The organism is Mycoplana rhizolycopersici, from assembly GCF_013378445.1.
Taxonomy (GTDB): domain Bacteria; phylum Pseudomonadota; class Alphaproteobacteria; order Rhizobiales; family Rhizobiaceae; genus Mycoplana; species Mycoplana rhizolycopersici.
On sequence record NZ_JABXYK010000009.1, the window covers coordinates 120798 to 141694 of the forward strand.

General features: G+C 64.0%; 20 protein-coding genes. 10 read left to right on the top strand and 10 right to left on the bottom strand.

The window, feature by feature from the left end:
* Positions 1–4 precede the first annotated feature (4 nt).
* The 4 genes from HV823_RS15875 to HV823_RS15890 all read right to left on the bottom strand — a co-directional run bounded on the left by HV823_RS15875 (position 5) and on the right by HV823_RS15890 (position 5883).
* The gene (locus HV823_RS15875) at positions 5–1645 is read right to left on the bottom strand and encodes an ABC transporter ATP-binding protein (protein WP_176950704.1); all 1641 of its coding nucleotides are present in this window, start codon (positions 1643–1645) and stop codon (positions 5–7) included.
* A gap of 8 nt (positions 1646–1653) precedes the next feature.
* On the bottom strand, positions 1654–2799 hold the full coding sequence (locus HV823_RS15880) for an ABC transporter permease (protein ID WP_176950705.1): 1146 nt from the start codon (positions 2797–2799) through the stop codon (positions 1654–1656).
* Positions 2799–3881: a microcin C ABC transporter permease YejB gene (locus HV823_RS15885; RefSeq protein WP_176950706.1), complete on the bottom strand. Its 1083-nt coding sequence runs from the start codon at positions 3879–3881 to the stop codon at positions 2799–2801. Before HV823_RS15885 ends, HV823_RS15880 begins: the two co-directional genes overlap by 1 nt.
* 151 nt (positions 3882–4032) lie before the next feature.
* Complete coding sequence (locus tag HV823_RS15890) at positions 4033–5883, bottom strand: extracellular solute-binding protein (protein WP_176950707.1); 1851 nt, start codon at positions 5881–5883, stop codon at positions 4033–4035.
* A gap of 191 nt (positions 5884–6074) precedes the next feature.
* On the opposite strand from HV823_RS15890, the gene mepA reads away from it, so the two are divergent.
* From mepA to HV823_RS15920, 6 genes are all read left to right on the top strand, one after another.
* On the top strand, positions 6075–7136 hold the full coding sequence (gene mepA / locus HV823_RS15895) for a penicillin-insensitive murein endopeptidase (protein ID WP_176950708.1): 1062 nt from the start codon (positions 6075–6077) through the stop codon (positions 7134–7136).
* 108 nt (positions 7137–7244) lie between these two features.
* The gene (locus HV823_RS15900) at positions 7245–7619 is read left to right on the top strand and encodes a methylglyoxal synthase (RefSeq protein ID WP_176950709.1); all 375 of its coding nucleotides are present in this window, start codon (positions 7245–7247) and stop codon (positions 7617–7619) included.
* Positions 7620–7689: 70 nt separating this feature from the next.
* Positions 7690–8715 carry a glucokinase gene (locus HV823_RS15905; RefSeq protein ID WP_176950710.1) on the top strand — a complete coding sequence of 342 codons (1026 nt, stop codon included), beginning with the start codon at positions 7690–7692 and terminating at the stop codon, positions 8713–8715.
* 116 nt (positions 8716–8831) lie between these two features.
* The gene (locus HV823_RS15910) at positions 8832–10646 is read left to right on the top strand and encodes an ABC transporter ATP-binding protein (protein WP_176950711.1); all 1815 of its coding nucleotides are present in this window, start codon (positions 8832–8834) and stop codon (positions 10644–10646) included.
* Positions 10643–11461, top strand: coding sequence for a 4-hydroxy-tetrahydrodipicolinate reductase (dapB, locus tag HV823_RS15915; RefSeq protein ID WP_176950712.1), 819 nt, complete (start codon positions 10643–10645; stop codon positions 11459–11461). Before HV823_RS15910 ends, dapB begins: the two co-directional genes overlap by 4 nt.
* A gap of 31 nt (positions 11462–11492) precedes the next feature.
* A complete protein-coding gene (locus tag HV823_RS15920; protein WP_176950713.1) occupies positions 11493–12128 on the top strand; it encodes a 2,3-bisphosphoglycerate-dependent phosphoglycerate mutase in 636 nt (211 codons plus the stop codon).
* 51 nt (positions 12129–12179) lie between these two features.
* On the opposite strand, the gene HV823_RS15925 is transcribed toward HV823_RS15920, so the two are convergent.
* Complete coding sequence (locus HV823_RS15925; protein WP_176950714.1) at positions 12180–13052, bottom strand: methylated-DNA--[protein]-cysteine S-methyltransferase; 873 nt, start codon at positions 13050–13052, stop codon at positions 12180–12182.
* 83 nt (positions 13053–13135) lie between these two features.
* A complete protein-coding gene (locus tag HV823_RS15930) occupies positions 13136–13561 on the bottom strand; it encodes a DUF2244 domain-containing protein (RefSeq protein ID WP_246301495.1) in 426 nt (141 codons plus the stop codon).
* Between HV823_RS15930 and HV823_RS26730 the strand changes: the two genes are divergently transcribed.
* Together HV823_RS26730 and nth are read left to right on the top strand one after the other, a co-directional pair.
* The gene (locus tag HV823_RS26730) at positions 13502–13675 is read left to right on the top strand and encodes a hypothetical protein (protein ID WP_246301503.1); all 174 of its coding nucleotides are present in this window, start codon (positions 13502–13504) and stop codon (positions 13673–13675) included. The two genes, HV823_RS15930 and HV823_RS26730, sit on opposite strands and share 60 nt — an antisense overlap.
* A 13-nt stretch (positions 13676–13688) precedes the next feature.
* Entirely contained in the window at positions 13689–14462 is a 774-nt protein-coding gene (gene nth, locus HV823_RS15935; RefSeq protein ID WP_176950716.1) for an endonuclease III, read from the top strand.
* A 17-nt stretch (positions 14463–14479) separates the two neighbouring features.
* On the opposite strand, the gene HV823_RS15940 is transcribed toward nth, so the two are convergent.
* Positions 14480–15055 carry a TetR family transcriptional regulator gene (locus HV823_RS15940; RefSeq protein WP_176950717.1) on the bottom strand — a complete coding sequence of 192 codons (576 nt, stop codon included), beginning with the start codon at positions 15053–15055 and terminating at the stop codon, positions 14480–14482.
* An 82-nt stretch (positions 15056–15137) separates the two neighbouring features.
* Between HV823_RS15940 and HV823_RS15945 the strand changes: the two genes are divergently transcribed.
* A complete protein-coding gene (locus HV823_RS15945) occupies positions 15138–15563 on the top strand; it encodes a VOC family protein (protein WP_176950718.1) in 426 nt (141 codons plus the stop codon).
* A 13-nt stretch (positions 15564–15576) separates the two neighbouring features.
* Here the strand turns inward: HV823_RS15945 and HV823_RS15950 are convergent, their stop codons facing one another.
* Positions 15577–16290 (bottom strand): sulfate transporter family protein, encoded by a 714-nt coding sequence (locus HV823_RS15950; RefSeq protein ID WP_176950719.1) that lies wholly within the window; start codon positions 16288–16290, stop codon positions 15577–15579.
* A gap of 156 nt (positions 16291–16446) precedes the next feature.
* On the opposite strand from HV823_RS15950, the gene HV823_RS15955 reads away from it, so the two are divergent.
* The gene (locus tag HV823_RS15955; RefSeq protein WP_176950720.1) at positions 16447–18531 is read left to right on the top strand and encodes a methyl-accepting chemotaxis protein; all 2085 of its coding nucleotides are present in this window, start codon (positions 16447–16449) and stop codon (positions 18529–18531) included.
* Between the two features lie 59 nt (positions 18532–18590).
* Here HV823_RS15955 and HV823_RS15960 read toward each other — a convergent pair whose 3' ends face one another.
* Both HV823_RS15960 and epmA read right to left on the bottom strand, forming a co-directional pair.
* Complete coding sequence (locus HV823_RS15960; RefSeq protein ID WP_176950814.1) at positions 18591–19670, bottom strand: lysine-2,3-aminomutase-like protein; 1080 nt, start codon at positions 19668–19670, stop codon at positions 18591–18593.
* A gap of 41 nt (positions 19671–19711) precedes the next feature.
* Entirely contained in the window at positions 19712–20776 is a 1065-nt protein-coding gene (gene epmA, locus HV823_RS15965; RefSeq protein WP_176950721.1) for an EF-P lysine aminoacylase EpmA, read from the bottom strand.
* Positions 20777–20897 lie beyond the last annotated feature (121 nt).

Consider the following 20897-nt stretch of genomic DNA (forward strand, 5'->3'; position numbering starts at 1 on the left):
AGATTTACTGGTGGACCACGTCCGACTTGACCGCGGCCAGATCGAACGCGGCAGCCATCAGCGCCCGGGTGTAGGGCATTTCCGGCGCCTCGATGATGCGCGACGCCAGCCCCTGCTCCACCACCTTGCCGGCGCGCATGACGATGATGTCGTTGGCAAGCGCACGAACGACCTTCAGGTCGTGGCTGATGAAAAGGTACGCGAGATTGTGTTTGGCCTGCAGGTCGCGCAGGAGGTCGACGACCTGGGCCTGTACGCTCATGTCCAGCGCCGAGGTTGGCTCGTCCAGCATCACGAAGTGCGGCTTCAGCACCATGGCGCGGGCGATCGCAATGCGCTGGCGCTGGCCGCCGGAGAACTCGTGGGGGTAGCGCCAGCGGGTGGATGCGTCGAGGCCCGTCTCCTCGAGGGCTGCGGCAACGCGGCGGTCGCGCTCGTCGGCGGTGAGCTTGGGCTCGTGGATCTGCAGCCCCTCGGCGACGATGTCGGCCACCGACATGCGCGGCGAAAGCGAACCGAAGGGATCCTGGAAGACGATCTGCATCCGGTTGCGGAGCGGGCGCATTTCCTGGAACGAATAGCTCGCGATGTCCTTGCCGATAAAGGCGATCCTGCCCGTGGAGGGAATGAGGCGCGTCAACGCCAGGCCGAGCGTCGTCTTGCCGGAGCCGGATTCACCCACGACGCCGAGCGTGTGTCCGGCGCGCAGCCTGAGGTCGATACCGTCGACCGCCTTCACGTGATCGACGACCTTGCGCATGAACCCCGCCTTGATCGGGAACCAGACCTTTATGTCGTCGGCCTCCATGACGACCGGTTTGGTGTCATCAGCCGGTAGCGGCATGCCGCGCGGCTCCGAAGACAGCAGGTGCCTTGTGTAGTCATGCTGCGGATCGGTGAAGATCGCTTCCACCGGCCCGCTTTCAACGATCTTGCCCTTGGTCATGACACAGACGCGATCGGCGAATTTGCGGACGATGCCGAGATCATGGGTGATGAAGAGCATGGACATGCCGTGCTCCTCCTTCAGCTTCTTCAGAAGCTCGAGGATCTGCGCCTGTACCGTGACGTCGAGTGCCGTCGTCGGCTCGTCGGCAATCAGGAGCTCGGGGCGGTTGGCCAACGCCATCGCGATCATCACGCGCTGGCGCTGGCCCCCGGAAAGTTCGTGCGGGTAGGCGGAAAGCCGCTTCTCCGGCTCGCGTATGCCGACCTGGTTGAGGAGTTCCAGCGTGCGCGCCCTGGCCGGCGCCCCCTTCAGCCCCTGGTGCAGTTCGAGGACCTCGCCGATCTGCCGCTCGATCGAGTGCAGCGGGTTGAGCGAGGTCATCGGCTCCTGGAAGATCATGGTGATGTCGTTGCCGCGCACATGCCGCAGCTTTTCATCCGCCGCGCCTAGAAGATCGCGGCCCTTGAACATCACCGAGCCAGACGGGTGGCTGGCGGCGGGATAGGGCAGAAGCTTGAGAATGGAATTCGCCGTCACCGACTTGCCGGAACCGGATTCGCCGACGAGCGCCACGACCTCGCCGCGTCCGATCTCGAAGGAAACGTGGTCGACGGCAATCGACGTCTTTCCGCCCTGATGGAAGGCGACCGAGAGGTCTTCCACCTTGAGGATCGGCTCGCTCTTCTTTTCGTTCATGGCCGGGCTCAACGGAAGGTCTTTCTCGGGTCGAAGGCGTCGCGGGTCGCTTCACCGACGAAAATCAAAAGCGACAGCATCAGCGACATGACGATGAAGGCCGTCAGCCCCAGCCACGGCGCCTGCAGGTTCTGCTTGCCCTGGGCGATCAGTTCGCCCAGCGACGGCGAACCCGGCGGCATGCCGAAGCCCAGGAAGTCGAGCGATGTCAGCGTGGTGATCGACCCCGACAGGATGAAGGGCAGAAAAGTCAGCGTCGCCACCATCGCATTCGGCAACAGATGGCGGACCATGATCGTGCCGTTGCCGACGCCGAGCGCGCGGGCGGCCCGCACGTATTCGAAGTTTCGCGCCCGGAGGAACTCGGCGCGCACGACGCCCACGAAGCCGACCCAGGAAAACAGCAGCATGATCGACAGCAGGATCCAGAAGCCGGGTGGCAGGATCGCCGAGATGATCAAGAGGATGTAAAGCACCGGCATCGACGACCAGATCTCGATGAAGCGCTGCATCAGAAGATCGGTCCAGCCGCCGAAATAGCCCTGCACGGCACCGGCAGACACGCCGACGATGGCAGACGCGATCGTCAGCGCGAGCCCGAAAAGGACCGAGATGCGGAAACCGTAGATGGAGCGGGCCAGCACGTCGCGCGCCTGGTCGTCCGTGCCGAGCCAGTTCATGTTGCCAAGCGTGCAGCCCCGGTCGGCCGCCCCTTCAGGGTAGCCGGAGCAGCGCTCCTCCGCGCTCATCAGCCAGAACGGCTTCGTCGGTGCGGAATGGGGGATGTTGGAATTGACGGTGCGATAGGAATAGCGGATCGGCGGCCAGACCATCCAGCCGTTCGCCTCGATCTCGTCGCGGATGAAGTCGGACTTGTAATCGGTCTCGGCAAGGAAACCGCCGAACTTTTCCTCCGGGTAGTTCACCAGCACAGGAAACAGGATCTCGCCCTTGTAGGAAGCGATGACCGGCCGGTCGTTGGCGATGAACTCGGCGCAAAGGCTGAGGAAAAACAGCACAAGGAAGATCCAGAGCGACCAGTAGCCGCGCCTGTTCGCCTTGAAATTCTCCCAGCGCCTCTGGTTGGTGGGGGAGAGAAAGCCCTTTGGCGGAGCCCCTTCGGGAAGGGCGCGGGCGTCGGGAAGAACGGCCATCAGACATCCCTCCGCTCGAAGTCGATGCGGGGATCGACCCAGGTGTAGATCAGGTCGGAAATCAAACTGACGACCAGCCCCATCAGCGAGAAGATGAAGAGCGTTGCAAAGACGATCGGATAGTCGCGACGCACCACGGCTTCGTAGCCGAGGCGGCCGAGGCCGTCGAGCGAGAAGATATATTCGATGAGCAGCGAGCCGGTGAAGAAGGCCGAAATGAAGGCGCCGGGAAAGCCGGCGATGATGATCAGCATAGCATTGCGGAAGACGTGGCCGTAGAGCACCTGGCGTTCGGTCAACCCCTTGGCGCGGGCGGTGACGACGTATTGCTTCTTGATCTCGTCGATGAAGGAGTTCTTCGTCAGCAGCGTCGTGGTGGCGAAGGCCGACAGCAGCAGCGTGATCAGCGGCAGCGTCATGTGCCACAGGTAGTCGAGCGGCTTCTGCCACCAGGGCAACTGCCAGAAATTGTCGGAGACGATGCCGCGCAGGGGGAACCAGTCGAAGAAGGATCCGCCCGCGAATACGACGATCAGCAGGATGCCGAACAGGAAGCTGGGCACGGCGTACCCGACGATGATGACACCCGAGGTCCAGACGTCGAAGGGCGAACCGTCGGAGACCGCCTTCTTGATGCCGAGCGGGATCGAGATCGCGTAGGAGAGGATCAGGATCCAGACGCCGAGCGAGATCGACACCGGCATTTTCTCGACGATCAGATCGACGACGGAGGTGTTGCGGAAGAAGCTCTCGCCGAAGTCGAAGCGGATATAGTTGCCCATCATCGTCAGGAAGCGTTCGAGCGGCGGCTTGTCGAAGCCGAACTGCTTTTCCAGCTTGGCGATGAACTCCGGATCAAGCCCGCGGGCGCCGCGATAGCCCGACGAGGCGTCCTGCGAGAAGTCCTGCAGCATGTCGCCGCCGCCGGACAGGCGGTCGCCGCCGCCCTGGCTGGTCAGGTCGGAAATCACCTGTTCGACCGGGCCGCCCGGCGCAAACTGCACGACGATGAAGGAGATCGCCATGATGCCCACGATCGTCGGGATCATCAGAAGCAGGCGTCTGAGGATGTAGGCGCCCATCAGCCGGGCCTCCGCGTGATCGCGGTTGCCATGCCGCCACCTGTCGCCCTGTCAGCTCTCAATCCGCGAATTCCCCGATAAACCTTGGCCGCCGTGGCGGTGATTCGTACTGGCTGCCATTTGGAGCGCCGCCGCGGCCCAATGCAAGCACTCACTCCGGCTTGACCTCGGTCGACCACCAGGCGTCGGGGAAGCCGATGCCGTAGGTCGGTAGCTCAGCCGGCCGGGTGATGCGGTTCCAGTAGGCGATCGGCGCGGCCATGCGGTAGTACATCGGCACGACGTAGTGATGCGCGAGCAATACGCGGTCCAGGGCTCTCGTCGCCGCAACCAGTTCCTCCCGGTCCTTGGCGAAGATGATACGGTTTATCAGGGCGTCGATCGCCGGATCGGAAATGCCGGCATAATTCTTGGAGCCCTGGCGCTCGACCGAGGAAGAACCCCAGTAGTCGCTCTGCTCGTTGCCCGGATGCAGGGTCTGGGCCCAGACGACCCAGGTCATGTCGTAGTCGAAGGCGCGCGTGCGATTGGTATATTGCGATGGATCGACGGTCCGGACCCGGGCGTCGATACCGATGCGCTTGAGATTGTTGGCGTAGGGAAGGGCGACACGCTCGAGCGTCGGGCTCGACAGCAGGATCTCGAAGGACAGCGGCTGGCCGGTGTCCTCCTTTACCATGCGATTTCCCTTCAGCACATAGCCTGCATCCTTGAGCAGGACGACGGCCTTGCGCAGGTTCTCGCGCTGCTTGCCCGGATCGCCGCCGGCAGGATTTTCGAACGGCGTCGTAAAGACGCTCGGCGGCACCTGATCCTTCAGTTCGTTGAGGATTTCCAGTTCCTTGCCTTCCGGCAGCCCCGAGGAGGCAAGCTCGGTTCCGAAGAAGAAGCTGTTGACCCGCTTGTACTGCTCATAGAAGACCGTCTTGTTCAGTTCCTCGAAATCGAAGGCGTAGCTCAGAGCCTCGCGAACCCGCTCGTCCTGGAACATCGGCTTGCGCATGTTCGGCACCATGGCCTGCATGATGCCGGTGGCGCGATACGGGTTGGCGATCTCCTCGCGCTTCACCCGTCCGTCGTTGACGGCGGGAAAGTCGTAACCCGTCGCCCAGCGGCTTGCCTGATTTTCGAACCAATAGTCCACATTGCCGGCGCGGAATGCCTCGAACTCGACGTTGCGGTCGCCGAAATAGGAATAGTCGATGCGTCCGAAATTGTTCTGGCCGACATTGACGTTCAGGTCCTTGCCCCAATAGTCGTCGCGCAATACGTAGCGGATCGTCGAACCCGGCGAGAAGGCGGCGATCTTGTAGGGTCCGGACCCCATCACCGGTTCAAGCGTCGTGCGCGAAATGTCGCGCTCCTTGCCCGATGCATCCTTGCCCTCCCACCAGTGCTTCGGCACGATCGGGAACTGGCCGAGGATCTGCGGCAGCTCGCGATTGTTCTTCTCGTCGAACTGGAAAGTGACGTCGCGATCGCCCGTCTTTTCAACGGAAAGGACGTGCTTGTAGTAGTTGGTGTAGAGCGGGTTATGCTCGATCACTTTTTCGAAGGAGAAGATCACGTCTTCCGGCGTCACCGGCTGGCCATCCGCCCATTTTGCCTCCGGGCGGAGCCGAAAGGTGGCAGACGAGATATCGTCCGGGTAGGAAACGCCCTCGGCCAGAAGGCCGTACGAGGTGGTGACCTCGTCCTCGGAAGACTTCATCAGTGTGTCGAAGACGAGGTTGAGGCCGGCTGCGGCCTCGCCCTTGGCCAGCAGCGGATTGAACGAATCAAACGTGCCGGCGCTGGAAAGCCGAAGCGTGCCGCCCTTCGGCGCCTTCGGGTTGACGTAGCTGTAGTGGGCAAAGCCGGCCGGATATTTGAGTTCGCCGACCGTGGAGATTCCGTGCCGCCATTCCGGCGCCTTCTCCTGCGCTCCCGCCCCCGCGGCCAGCGACGATATCGCCGCCGCAAGCACGAACGCACTGAGAATTCCGGATCTGCCAATCTTCATGCCAAGCCCCTTGTTGTCGATCGCCCAATCGTCTGCCGGAAAGATTAGACAAAATCCGGGCAAATGACAGAAGCCGCCATGAAAGCGGCGATTTTTTGCAGCCCCCTGCCATCGCAGATTTCATCCCCGCCCCGCGCGCACCGTGCTACTTCGTGCGCGAGCGACAGTTAAAATCGATTCTGGACGACGATATGTTTCCCACGTTCAAGCCACTCCTTACCCGTCTTGGAACCGCAGCAGCGCTTTTGGCGGCCATCGCCTCCCCGCTGCATGCCGAAGACAGACCAGCGCGGGAGCTTTTCGGCGGCAAGCCCCTGCCATCCGTGATGCAGCCGCAGGCCTACGGCTTCTATGCCAAGGGCTGCCTTGCCGGCGGCGTGGCTATCCCGACAGACGGGGCGACATGGCAGGCTATGCGGCTTTCGCGCAACCGCCGCTGGGGGCACCCGGCGATGATCGAATTGATCGAGCAGTTCTCCAGGGACGCGCGCACCAAGGTCGGCTGGAACGGGCTGCTTCTCGGCGACATCGCCCAGCCGCGCGGCGGGCCGATGTTGAACGGGCATGCCTCGCACCAGATCGGCCTCGATGCCGATATCTGGCTGACGCCGATGCCGGACCGGACGCTGACCTACCAGGAGCGCGAGAGCATCCAGGCAACCTCGATGCTCCAGCCGAAGAAGTTTCTGACGATCAATCCGAACGCCTGGAGCGAACGCCAGGCGCGACTGATCATGCTTGCTGCGAGCTATCCGCAGGTGGAGCGCATTTTCGTCAATCCGGCCATCAAGAAGAAGCTCTGCGACACCTGGACCGGCGACCGCACCGATCTTGGCAAGGTTCGCCCGATCTACGGGCACGACTACCATTTCCACATCCGCATCAAGTGCCCGCCCGGCTCGGCGAATTGCAAGGGGCAGGCGGCCGTGCCCGCCGGCGACGGCTGCGACAAGTCGCTCGCCTGGTGGTTCACCGACGAACCCTGGGCAAAACCTTCACCGAAAAAGGACCAAAAGCCGGCAAAGCCGCCGCGCCTTGCCACGCTTTCCGATCTACCGAAGGCCTGCGCGGTCGTTCTCGCAGGCCCGGCGCCCGCATCGGAGCAGGACGTCACATATGGCGGCGGCGGCAGTTCGCTCGCCTATTCAGCGAAGGAACCCGCCGATGACGGCATCGCCGCGGTGATTGCCGCCGATGGCGCGCAGCCTTCCTTCGCCGTTCCCGTGCCGCTGCCGCGCCCGTCGCTGCAATAGGAGCCGCTGCGACAGGATCGGGCGGCGATGCTCCAGTGGAGGCGGCTTTTCATGGCGACCATGGTCCTGTATAGAGCCATCAAATCGATTTAAGTTCGAGGTCGCCCCATGTCGCTTCCAAAGACCATCGCCCTTATCGCGCATGACGAGAAGAAGGACGAGATGGCGGATTTCGCCAGGCGCAACGAGGCTGCGCTACGGCAAAGCCGGATTTTTGCGACCGGAACGACCGGCGGTCGCGTGCTGGAAGCCTGCCCGGACCTCGACGTCACGCGCCTGAAGAGCGGGCCGCTCGGCGGCGACCAACAGATCGGCGCGCTGATCGCGACTGGTGAGGTCGACATGCTGATCTTTTTCGTCGATCCGCTGACGGCCATGCCGCACGACGTCGACGTGAAGGCTCTGATGCGGCTTGCGATCGTCTACGACATACCCATGGCATTGAACCTTGCCACGGCGGAACGGCTGGTTGCGGCCAACTGACAACGGTGGCAAAAGCTTTCGGATAGAAAACGGATTGCGGCACAGGCGCCTACAGGAAGAAACTGGTTTCATGGCAAAGTCGAACGATGGCGAACTCGCCTTTCCCTTTCCCATCCTGATCGGAGACATCGGCGGCACCAATGCCCGGTTCGCGCTCCTGCTCGACGCCTTCGCCGCGCCGAAGGAATATCCGATCATCCAGACCGCGCAATTCGAAAACATCGACGATGCGCTGCAGAACTGCATTCTCGACAAGACTTCGGTCCAGCCGCGTTCTGCCATCCTGGCACTGGCCGGACCGATCGAGGGCGACGAGGTTCCGCTGACCAATTGCGATTGGGTCGTGCGCCCGCGCGAGATGATCGCGAAGCTCGGCTTCGAGGAAGTGCTGCTCGTCAACGACTTTGAAGCGCAGGCGCTGGCCGTTGCCTCGCTTTCCGACGATGACAGGGAAAAGATCGGCGGAGGTGGCGAAAATCACGTTGCCTCGCGGGCGGTGCTCGGCCCGGGCACGGGGCTCGGGGTTGCTGGCCTGGTCCACGCCATGCACGCCTGGATACCGGTTCCCGGTGAAGGCGGACATATCGACATGGGACCGCGCACCGAGCGCGACTACCAGATCTGGCCCTTCCTGGAACCGATAGAGGGCCGCATCTCCGCCGAACAACTGCTCTGCGGCCGCGGCATCATGAACATCTACCGTGCCATCAGCGCTGCCGATGCACGGGAGGCGACGCTCGACATTCCCGCAGCGGTGACCTCGGCCGCGCTCACCGGTACGGATGCGGCCGCCGTGGAGACAGTCTCGCTGTTTTCCACCTATCTCGGGCGTGTCGCCGGCGACATTGCCATGATCTTCATGGCCAAGGGCGGCGTCTACCTGGCCGGCGGCATTTCGCAGAAGATCCTGCCGGCATTGCGCGGGCCGGAGTTCCGCGCTGCCTTCGAGGACAAGGCGCCGCACGGCGAGCTGCTGCGGCAAATTCCGACCTACGTGGTCACACATCCGATGGCGGCCCTTGCCGGGCTTGCTGCCTTCGCGCGCATGCCGGATCGATTCGGCGTCACCAGCGAAGGGCGCCACTGGCAGAGGTAGGCGGCCGCTTTGCGAAACGGCAGACTCGCCAAATTGGCTGCAAGGCACTATAGAGCGCCGCAACAGATGCCCGCTCCGGAGCGGGTATCCTCCGCAGCTGCAGGAAAGATGGGTTATTGAGCGAAAAGAGCCGTACCGATCGTCACGTCAGTGCCGAAACGATCACCGGCGTTCTGAAGCGCGTCATTGCGGAGAACGGTCGCGACCACATTCGCGGCTATGTTTTCGCGATCTTCTGCCTCATCGTCGTTGCCGGTTCCACAGCCTTCACCGCGTGGATCATGGAAGCGGTGGTCAACGAAGCGTTTGCCAACCGGCGCGCCGACCTCGTCGCCTGGATCTGCGGCGCGATCCTGGTCGCCTTCATCCTGCGTGGCTTCGCCACCTACGGCCAGGCCGTCACGCTGTCGAAAATCGGCAACAACATCGTCGCCAACTACCAGCGGCGGCTCTATTCGCACCTGATGTCGCTGAGCGTCGGTTTTTTCAGCGAGGCGCGCTCGGCACGGCTGGCGGCGCAGATCAACCAGAACATCAATGGCATCCGCGACGTGCTCAACATGACGGTGACGTCGATCGCACGCGATTTGCTGACGCTGATAGCGTTGATCGGCGTGATGATCTCGAAGGACCCGCTGCTGACGGGGATCGTCTTCTTCGTCGCCCCGCCGCTTCTGCTCGGCCTTCGCTACGTGTCCAAGCGGCTCAAGTCCGCAACCCGCGAATCCGTCGTCATCAACAGCCACGTGCTCGGCGCAATCCAGGAGACGATCCAGGGCATCAGCATCGTCAAGGCCTTCACGATGGAGGACCAGCTCCGCTCCAAGGTGGAGACGATCATCGAACAGGCGGAGAAGCGCTCCAACCGGATCGCGCGCCTGTCGGAGCGGACGGCGCCGATGACCGAGACGTTCGCGGGCGTGGCGATCGCCAGCGTGCTCGGCTATTCCGCCTATCAGGCGATCTATGGCGGGGTTCTGCCAGGCGCCTTCTTCGCCTTCATCGCCGCGCTTCTGATGGCCTATGATCCGGCCCGGCGCCTGGCGCGGCTGCAGGTGCAGATGGAGCGCGCCGTGGTCAATGCTCGGATGATCTACGAGATCCTCGACATCGAGCCGCACCAGCGCGACAAGCCGGACGCCAAACCGCTCGCGATCACCCAGGCCACGATCGAGTTCCGCGACGTGTCTTTCTCCTACGCCAATGGCGGCAAGAGCATCCTCAACGGCGTCAGCTTCATTGCCGAGGGCGGCAGGACGACCGCGCTCGTCGGGCCGTCGGGTGCGGGAAAATCGACCGTCATCAGCCTCATTCCCCGCTTTTACGATCCGGCGGCGGGGCAGATCCTGATTGACGGCCAGGACATTGCCAACGTCACCAAGCAATCGCTGCGCAACAACCTCGCCTATGTCTCCCAGCAGCCATATCTCTTCGAGGGGACGATCCGCGACAATATCCGCTACGGCCGCCCGGAGGCGAGCGATGCGGAAGTCGAAGAGGCAGCAAGACTCGCCTATGCGCACGACTTCATCCTCGATCAGCCGCAGGGCTACGAGACGCCGGTCGGCGAAAACGGCGTGACGCTTTCCGGCGGCCAGCGCCAGCGGCTGTCGATCGCGCGTGCGCTGGTGCGCAACGCGCCGATCCTGCTGCTCGACGAGGCGACCTCGGCGCTCGACACAGAGTCCGAACAGGCCGTGCAGAAGGCGCTGGACCACGCCATGAGCGGCCGGACGGTGGTGGTGATTGCCCATCGCCTGTCGACCGTTGTCAACGCCGACAAGATCATCGTCATGCAGAACGGGACGGTCGCCGAAGAGGGCACCCATGACGTCCTTGCCGTGCGGACCGACGGTCTCTACGCTCGCCTGCACAACCTGCAGGCACCGGGCGCCCCAGTGCAGGAAAACGAGAAGGAAGCGGGAAAATGACGGCAGCGGACATGAAGCTTGTCGTGGTCGGAGCGAGCGGCCGCATGGGCCAGGCGCTGATCAGAACCATCCACGCGATGGATGGTGCAAAGCTGCATGCAGCCGTCGTCCGCCCCGGTTCTCCCTTTGTCGGCAAGGACGCAGGCGAACTGGCGGGCCTGGGACCGATCGGCATCCCCGTGACGGACCAGCCGCTAGAGGCCTTCGTCGAGGCAGAAGGCGTGCTCGACTTCACGAAGCCCGAGATCACGGTCGAATTCGCTGGCCTCGCCGCACAGGCGCGGATCGTCCACGTCATCGGAACGACCGGTTGCTCCGCGGAGGACGAGGACAGAATTGGGGCTGCCGCCCGCCACGCCCGTGTCGTCAAGTCCGGCAACATGAGCCTCGGCGTCAATCTTCTCTCGGTGATGACGCGGCAGGCGGCGAAGGCGCTGGACGCGAACGACTGGGACATCGAGATCGTGGAAATGCACCATCGCCACAAGGTCGATGCGCCCTCCGGTACCGCACTTCTGCTCGGCGAGGCCGCCGCACAGGGCCGCGGCGTCCCGCTTGCCGAAAACGCCGTCCGGGTCCGCGACGGGCACACCGGACCGCGCGTCGCCGGCACCATCGGCTTTGCCACCTTGCGCGGCGGCTCTGTGATCGGCGAGCATTCGGTGCTGCTGGCCGGCGAAGGCGAGACCGTTACGATGTCCCATAGCGCCATCGACCGTTCGATCTTCGCGCGCGGGGCGGTGAAGGCCGCCCTGTGGGCGCGCGACAGGAAACCCGGACGCTATTCCATGCTCGACGTGCTCGGGCTGAACTGACCCCTATCCCAACGCGAGGAGCGAAGACCATATGAGCGGAACCCTTGTCCTTGTTCGCCACGGCCAGAGCGAATGGAACCTGAAGAACCTGTTCACCGGCTGGAAGGATCCGGACCTGACGCCGCTTGGCGTCGAGGAAGCCAATGCCGGCGGCAAGGCGCTGGCCGACACCGGCATCAAGTTCGACATCGCCTTTACCTCCGATCTTTCCCGCGCGCAGAAGACCTGCCAGATCGTGCTCGACAATGTCGGCCAGCCGGACCTGGAGACAATCCGCAACCAGGCGCTGAACGAGCGCGACTACGGCGACCTCTCCGGCCTCAACAAGGACGACGCCCGCGCCAAATGGGGCGAGGAGCAGGTGCACATCTGGCGCCGCTCCTACGATGTGCCGCCGCCGGGCGGCGAAAGCCTGCGCGACACCGGCGCCCGCGTCTGGCCCTACTACCTGACCGACATCCTGCCGCGTGTGCTTGCAGGGCAGACGGTGCTGGTCGCCGCCCACGGCAACTCACTGCGCGCGCTCGTAATGGTGCTCGACCGGCTGACGAAGGAACAGGTGCTGAACCTCAACCTCGCAACCGGCGTTCCGATGGTCTATCGGCTGAACGCGGATTCGACGGTCGCTTCGAAGGAAGTGCTCGGCGACATGTCCGGCGCGCACTGAGCGCAACGATCCAGATCAGATGAAAGGGCCGCTTGCGCGGCCCTTTTTGTATCACGCCTTGCCGGCTTCCCAGCCGAGCATGGCGCGCTTGCGGGTAAGGCCCCAGTGATATCCGGTCAGCGCCCCGCTCTTGCCGAGCGCGCGGTGGCACGGCACGACGAAGGAGATCGGATTGCGGCCCACGGCGGCACCGACCGCCCGCGAGGCAGTGGGCTGGCCGAGTTCTCCGGCGATATCCGAATAGGTCACGGCCTTGCCCATCGGAATGCGCAACAGCGCCTGCCAGACGCGGACCTGGAAGTCAGAACCGATGAGAACGATGCGCAGCGGCTCCTCCGGACGCCAGCGCCCGGGATCGAAAATCCGGTCGGCATACGCGACCGTCGCTTCCTGGTCGCGCACATAGGCAGCGTTGGGCCAACGGCAGGTCATGTCCTCGAGACAGGCCTGCTCGTTGCCGTCATCGGCGAATGCAAGGCCGGCAAGCCCGCGCTCGGTGGCCATCACCAGGGCTTGACCGAACGGCGAGGGATGGAAGCCATAACGGATCGTAAGACCGGCACCGCGCGCTTTCCACTCGCCCGGCGACATCGCTTCGTGGGTCACGAAGAGATCATGCAGGCGACCGGGACCGGACAAGCCTATTTCGATGCTGGTTTCGAGAAGCGGCATCGATTCCTGGCGAAGAAGGCGCTTGGCGTGGTCCAGCGTCACCGCCTGCAGGAACGCCTTCGGCGAAAGGCCGGCCCAGCGGGTAAATGTCTTCTGCAACTGCGTCGGCGGCTGCTTCAGGCGGGCCGCGATATCCTCCAGCGAAGGCTGGTCGCGATAGTCCTCGGTGATCAGCTCGATCACCTGTCGGACGGTTTCGTAGTCCGCCCCTTGCGGGGTGATGTCGGACTTCAGCGTGGCTGTCATGTTCATCGTTCGTCTCCTGTGGCAGCAGGAAATCACGCCGCCAGCCACAGCGCCACCCGAAACTTGCCCGCAGAAACGCGCCCCGGTCGTCAGAGCCCGCGCTTCACGCGGGCCAGCGCGCCGGCAAAGGTCGCAGCAAAGCGTTCGCGGTCGTCGAGATGGAGAAACGACCCGACGTCGGTGCGCCGGCCCTGCCCGCTGACTGACATGTCCGTAATTCCGATCTCCTCCTTGCGGGAGACCTTGAAGCGGGCCCAGAAGGGATTGAACTCATGCGCGGTCTCGAAGCCGGACGGGGCACGCTTGCGGATCGAGATGCTGGTACGCGAGACTTCGACCAGCTCGCATGCGCGGGCGGCGCGATTGTTGAGCCAGAAGGCACCGAACAGGATCAGAAAATCCGCGCCAAAGAACATCACGATCGGCCAGGCGCCGGAGACCAGGAAGATGGCCATATGCGCTACCGTCAGCATTCCCGCGATGAGGAAGAAGACGAAATGGCCGCGCTGGCCCAGCGAACGATGCGGCCTGAGTTCGGCGAAGAACACAGGCCGATCGTTCAGGGGCCGATCATTCAGGCCCCGGTCATCCAGGCTGATATCATCGTTGCCATCGCTCATGGCCACTGACTATAGAGGCAGCATGAAGAACGCGAAACCGAAATCGATGATCGCTGTGCGGGCGGCGCGCTCAGCTCCGAAGCGCGTCAGCAGGAGGCCGAGGACGGCCTACTCGCCCGACGAGGTGCGCGAGATCTTCCGGCGCTTCTCCATCCAGAGGCCGGAGCCGAAGGGAGAACTGGAGCACGTCAACCCGTTCACGCTCGTCGTTGCCGTCGCCCTTTCGGCGCAGGCGACCGATGCCGGCGTCAACAAGGCGACGCGGGCGCTCTTCAAGGTTGCCGATACACCGGAAAAGATGCTGGCGCTCGGCGAGGACAAGGTGCGCGACCATATCAAGACGATCGGGCTCTATCGCAACAAGGCCAAGAACGTGATCGCGCTCAGCCGAACGCTCGTCGACGAGTTCGGCGGCGAGGTGCCGCGCACACGCGAGGAACTGGTGACGTTGCCCGGCGTCGGCCGCAAGACGGCGAACGTGGTGATGTCCATGGCGTTCGGACAGGCGACGATGGCGGTCGACACCCACATCTTCCGCATCGCCAACCGGATCTGTCTGGCACCGGGCAAGACCCCGGACGAAGTCGAAGATCATCTGATGAAGATCGTGCCGGGCGAATACCTCTACCATGCCCACCACTGGCTGATCCTGCACGGCCGTTATGTCTGCAAGGCGCGCAAGCCGGAATGCGAACGCTGCGTGATCGCCGACATCTGCAAGTCAGCAGAGAAGACCTGCGACATTCCCGCGCCTCTCGTGGAACTGCCGCCGCAGGCGATCGTGGCGGCGCAGTAGCAGTCTGTCCAGATCGATCAGGCCGAAAGCCCGTCGAGCACTTCCGCAATCGCTGCCTCGAAGTCGGCGCGCTTGCCGCCGGCGGCAATCTCGAGCGCGGCGCGATCGAACGCAGACGAGAGCAATGCCGTCAGCTGTTCCACGAGAGGGATCCGGCGATCCTGATGCTGCAACAGCGCCGTCAGGCCGGCACGCAACGCCCCTTCCGCATTGTCTCGGTCAAGCGCGGCGACGGTGGCTGCGCCGAGCACGGCCGGTGCCTCCAGCAGCAGAAGCCGCGTGCGCCCGTCGACGGACATCGCGTCGAAGTATCCACGCGCACCGGCAAGGAGGGCTGCGCGTGGTTCGCCGGCCGTGACGGATGACGCCTCGATCTCTGCCACGACCAATTGAGCCTCCCGTTCGACGACGGCGAGGAACAGCGCCTTCTTGTCCTCGAAATGATGATAGAGCGCGCCGCGGGTGACGCCGGCTGCGGCGACGATGTCCGGCGTGGCCGTCTCGGCATACCCCTGTTCCACGAAAAGCCTGCGGGCGGCATCGATGAGCGCGGTGCGCGTCGCCTCCGTCCTGTCCTTGTTGCTGCGGCTCACAGCCCCTCCTTTACATACAGTCTGCATGTATGTTAAATAAAAACATACAGATTGTACGTCACCTATCAAGAAGGGAAAAGTGATGAAATGCACGAGCTACTATCCCGTCATCATGACCGACGACGTGCCCGGAACCGCGGCGTTCTACCGCCAGCATTTCGGTTTCACGCCCCTCTTCTCGAGCGATTGGTACGTTCACCTGCAATCGATCGACGATGAGCATGTAACGCTTGCCGTCCTGGACGGCCAGCACGAGACGATCCCGCCGTCCGGACGGGGCAAGGCCTCGGGCATCCTTCTCAATTTTGAAGTCGAGGATGTGGACGCGGTATACGATGCCTGCCGCGCGGCCGGGCTTCCGATCCTGAAGGACATCTGTGACGAAGCCTTCGGTCAGCGGCACTTCATCACTGCCGATCTGAACGGCGTGCTGATCGATGTCATCAAGCCGATCCCGCCCAGCGCGGAGTTCGCCGGCCAGTACGATCCGGCGGCATTACCGCAGTAGGGGCGCAGTAGCGTCAGCCGCGAAAGCCCGGATCGGCGCGCGAAAGCAACTTGTGCAGGTGAACCATGAGGCCGGCGGCGAAGAGCGGCGTCAGCAGGTTGACAATCGGCACGGCAAGAAATGCCGCGACGACGAGGCCGGCCAGAAATACCGTCGAGGCATGCTTGGCACGGAACAGGCGCGCGTCCTCCGGCGAACGGAAGCGCATCGCGGCGAATTCGAAGAACTCGCGCCCGAGCAGGTAGCCGTTGACCAGGAAGAAGGCGATCAGATTGATGCCGGGAATGAAAAGCAGGAGCAGCGCGACGAGGTTGCCGGCCAGCACCACGCCCAGAAACTTCAGCGACCCGGCGATCGCGGCACCGAGCGGCAAAGCCCGGCCGGGCTGGTCGGCAGGATAGTCACGCCTTTCCACGACCTCGGCCACGTCATCGAGGAAGAAACCGGCGATGACGGCGGTGACCGGGGCAAGCAGGAGTGCCATCGACAGCGCAAGGCCGATGCTCGCCACGATGCCAAAGACAAATGCCAGCCATCCCGCCCAGTCGGGCACGGCCGGCACGTAGTCGGCGAACCATGGCAGCACCCATGCGATGAAGCTCTCGCGCAGGGTGAACCACAGCACCGCCAGGACAAAAATCGTCAGGCCCAGAACCTTCCAGAAGACACGCCGCGTTTCCGGTGCCAGAAGATTGGCCAGCGCCAGCCGCGCCGCGTCGAGGATCATGCCGTTACTCCCTTGTTCCAGCAGCGATGTAGGGTGTGGGTGATCGTCCCGCAAGGCAGGGTTTGGCAACCGTCATTAAGGCCCCATTAAACGCCCGACACTAGACTCCCGGCCTGCAAGCACTGGGATCATAATAAATATTTTGGGAACTTTGATATGCGTGCCGTTCGGATCAGCAGACTGCTTCCAACCCTTTTCGTCCTGATGGTACTGCTGGGAGCGCTCCAAGGTGCCGTCGCGTTCCGCTCGCTGTCCACGATCACCGGCCAGTTCGAGCAGATCGGCAAGGAACGCATGCCCCAGATGAGCGAGATCCTGCAGATCAGCAACGCCTTCTCGGAATTGAGCGGGACCTATTCGGCCCATCTTCTCTCGATGGATCCGGACGAACTCACCGCAATCGAGACACAGATCACCGAACGCGCCGACGCCCTCGGCAAGCGGATCGACGCCTATGCGGCGAGCATCTCCAGCGTTGCGGATACCACGGCAACCGTCGCCACCATCAAGGAAAGCCTGTCCGCCTACCTCGCCGAATCGGAGAAACTGAAGCAGTTCTCCGCGATTGCCGCCAAGGGGCCGGCGCTTGAGGTCTTCCACGGTCCGATGCAGCAGCAGGCCGACAGGATCGATGCCGCGCTGAAGAGCCTGATCACGGCCAACCAGTCCTTGACGGCTACGGCCATCGACGCGGCCCAGGCGGAGCAGGATTCCGCCTATCGCCTGACCATTGCATCCCTCCTGCTTTCGGTCGGCCTCGCGATCGCCGCCATCTTCATCGTACAGCGCCGGGTCGTTCGCCCGCTCGGAGGCATTTCTGCAGCGATGGACAGAGTTGCCGACGGCAATATCGGGCAGGAAATTCCCTACGCGGAGCGACGCGACGAGATTGGCGAGATGGCGGCTGCCGTCGCCGTATTCCGCGACAATGCAGCGGAGCGGATGCGGCTCGAGCGGCAGGCCACGTCCGACCGTGCACTCGCCGAGGGTGAGCGCATGGCGCGCGATGCGGAGCGCAACCGCGAGAGCGGCAAGGTGCAGGCAGCCGTTGCCACGCTCGGCGAGGCCCTTGGCCGCCTTGCAGCCGGCGACATGACATCTTCGATCGAGACGCCCTTTGAAGGCGACCTCGACCGGCTGCGCCAGGACTTCAACACGTCGGTGTCGCACCTGCGTGAGGCGCTGTGCGAGGTCGGCGACAATGCCCGGGCGATCGACGCCAGCGCCCGAGAGATCCGCGCAGCAGCCGACGCAATGGCGCGCAGGACGGAAAATCAGGCGGCTTCTGTAGAAGAAACAGCGGCGGCCCTGGAACAGATCACCACCACGGTGAAGGATTCGACGCGGCGCGCCGAGGAAGCTGGTGCACTCGTGGCCCGTACGCGCCAGGGCGCGGAACGGTCGGGCGAGATCGTCCACCGTGCGATCGCCGCCATGCAGCAGATCGAGCGCTCCTCCGGCGAGATCGGCAACATCATCGGCGTAATCGATGACATCGCCTTCCAGACCAACCTGCTTGCCCTGAATGCCGGCGTCGAGGCCGCGCGCGCCGGGGAAGCCGGCAAGGGCTTTGCCGTCGTGGCGCAGGAAGTGCGCGAACTCGCCCAGCGCTCGGCCAACGCCGCCCGCGAAATCAAGACCCTTATCGGTGCCTCCGGCGAACATGTGGGCAGCGGCGTGGCGCTTGTCGCCGAGACCGGAACCGCACTGCAGGCGATCGTGACCGAGGTTCAGGAGATCAACGGCCATGTGCAGGCAATCGTGCAGGCCGCCCGCGAACAGGCCCTGGGCCTGTCGGAGATCAATACGGCCGTCGGCAACATGGATCAGGGTACGCAGCAGAATGCCGCCATGGTGGAAGAGACGACCGCCGCCAGCCACGGCCTCGCCAACGACGTTCAGGCGCTCAACGGCCTGATCGGCCGTTTCAACGTCGGGAACGCCATCAGCCAGCCTTCCCGTTCGCCGGGCCTGCAGGCCGCCGGATCGGATGGGACACCGGCGCCGCGGTCGGCAACGACACACCGCGAGCCGGGCGCATCATTCACTTCCGCACCGCCTGCCGCGCCGTCCGGCACGGTTACCCGGCTTCCGCGCAAATCCGCCGGCCAGTGGAACGTCAAGGCAGCCGGCGAGACGTCGAAAGCCGTCGCCTCGCCGGCGCACCTCCTTAAACAGAAGCTGATGGGCGCTCTCGGCGCCAAGTCGCAGAGCAAGGACGGCGACTGGGAGGAATTCTGATCCCATGGCCACGGGCCTGAGCCAGTGCCATTGGCGGGTCGAAGCGCCTCTCGCCGCCCTCAGTCCTTGTCGTTGAGCACGGAACTTTCGGCCGGCGGCGGATAGATATGCTCGCCGCCGCGATAGTCGCGGATGCGGAAGCAGCCGTCGTCGCCTTCCCGAACCGCTGGCGATAGCACCGGAACCTTGCCGTAGCCGCCCGGTATGTCGAGGATGTAGGTCGGCTGGCACAGGCCGGATATGCGGCCGCGCATCTGATCGACCAGCGCCCGGCCCTCATCGAGACCGAGGCGGAAATGGCTCGTGCCGGGCGCCAGATCCGGGTGATGAAGGTAGTAGGGCCGGATCCGGTTCTCGACAAAAGCGCGCATCAGCGCCGCCAGGACATCGGCGTCGTCATTGACGCCCTTCAAGAGGACGGTCTGGCTGATCATGGCGATGCCGGCATCGATCAGGCGGGCGCAGGCGGCGCGCGCATCCGCCGTCAGTTCGCGCGGATGGTTGGCATGCAGGGCCACATAGGTCGTCTTTCCCGACGCCATCAGCGCGTCGACGAGGCCTGCATCCACCTTGTAGGGATCGACGACAGGCACGCGCGTATGGAAGCGCACGACCCTGACGTGGCCGATCGCCGACAGGCGCTGCGTGATCTCGCGCAACCTGCGGGCAGACAGCACCAACGGATCGCCGCCGGTGAGGATCACCTCCCAGATCTCCGACCGTCCGGCAATATATTCGATCGCCCGGTCCAGTTCCTCGGGCGTCAGCGTTCCGAGGCCGGCGGGGCCGACCATCTCGCGTCGGAAACAGAACCGGCAATAGACCGGGCAAACATGAACCGCTTTCAGCAGTACCCGATCCGGGTAGCGATGGACGATGCCCGTGACGGGACTGTGCGCCAGATCTCCGATCGGGTCGGCCTGTTCCCCGGGCAGCGTCTCAAGCTCCGCGACATCCGGTATGAACTGGCGCGCGATCGGATCGGACGGATCGTTCCTATCGATCAGCGCTGCCATGGCGGGTGTTACGGCCACCGCATAACGCTCGCCGACGCGGGCGAGATCGTTGACCTCCACGTCGGGCGCAAGAAGCTGTGCGTCGTCCAGTTCCGCAACGGAGCGCAAAGTCCTCGCGCCGATCGACGCAACGGCCCCGGCCGGGATCTTTCGCGCCGTCCCGCTCACAACGCGGTCTCCGCAACCGGCGCCCAGATCACCTGGTCGATGCGCAAAGCGCCGGTCACGAGCATCACCAGACGGTCGAAGCCGAGCGCAATGCCGCTGGCCTCCGGCATGATCGCGAGTGCTGACAGAAAATCCTCGTCCAGCGGATAGTTTTCGCCGTAGACGCGCTGCTTCTCCGCCATCTCCAGACCGAAACGGCGGCGCTGTTCGGCTGCATCGGTGAGTTCGCCGAAGGCATTGGCGAGTTCGACACCGCAGGCATAGAGCTCGAAGCGTTCGGCAACCCGCGGATCGCGCGGCGAAGGCCGCGCAAGCGCGGCTTCGGCAACCGGATACTCGCAGAGGATCGTCGCGCGATCGAACCCCAGTTTCGGCTCGACGCACTCGACGAGGACGCGGCTGAAGAGATCGGCCCAGGTATCGTCGGCTGCAACGCGCAGTCCGCTTTCGGCCATTGCCTGCGCCAGTCCCTGCCGGTCCGTCGCCCCGTCCGAGGCAATCGTCGCCAGCAGGTCGATGCCGGCATGGCGCTCAAAGGCTTCCGCGACCGTCAGCCGTTCGGGCGTCGCAAACGGATCGCAGCTACTATTGCGATGAACGAGCCGGTCGGTCCCCGCCGTTCGGGCGGCCAGCGCCAGGATGTCGGCGCAGTCGTCCATCAGTGCCTCATAGCTCTCCCCGGCCCGGTACCATTCCAGCATGGTGAACTCCGGATGGTGCAGGGGGCCGCGCTCGCGGTTGCGATAGACGTGGGCAAAGCAGGCGATGCGTTTCTCACCCGCAGAGAGCAGCTTCTTGCAGGCGAATTCCGGCGACGTGTGCAGATAGAGCTGCGTCGCAACACCCGAATGGCCGATCGCCTCGGTGCGAAAGGCATGCAGATGCGCCTCATTCCCCGGCGATACCTGCAGGGTCGCCGTATCGACCTCGATGAAATCGCGCTCTGCGAAGAAGCCTCGCAACGCCGCCTGGACACGGTTGCGCGCGAGCAGGAACGGACGGCGGTCGGCATGGACGTCAGGCGTCCACCAGGGGGATGGGGCGGGGCTCTTCGCGGTCATGGCAAGTTTCTATCAGATTCCGGCGGACGTGCTGGCCTTTTACCGGAATTTAGGGTAGTTGCGGCCCGATCCCGCTTTCTGCGGTCCGGGGATGACACTTGCTGCGTCCTCTACGACGCGG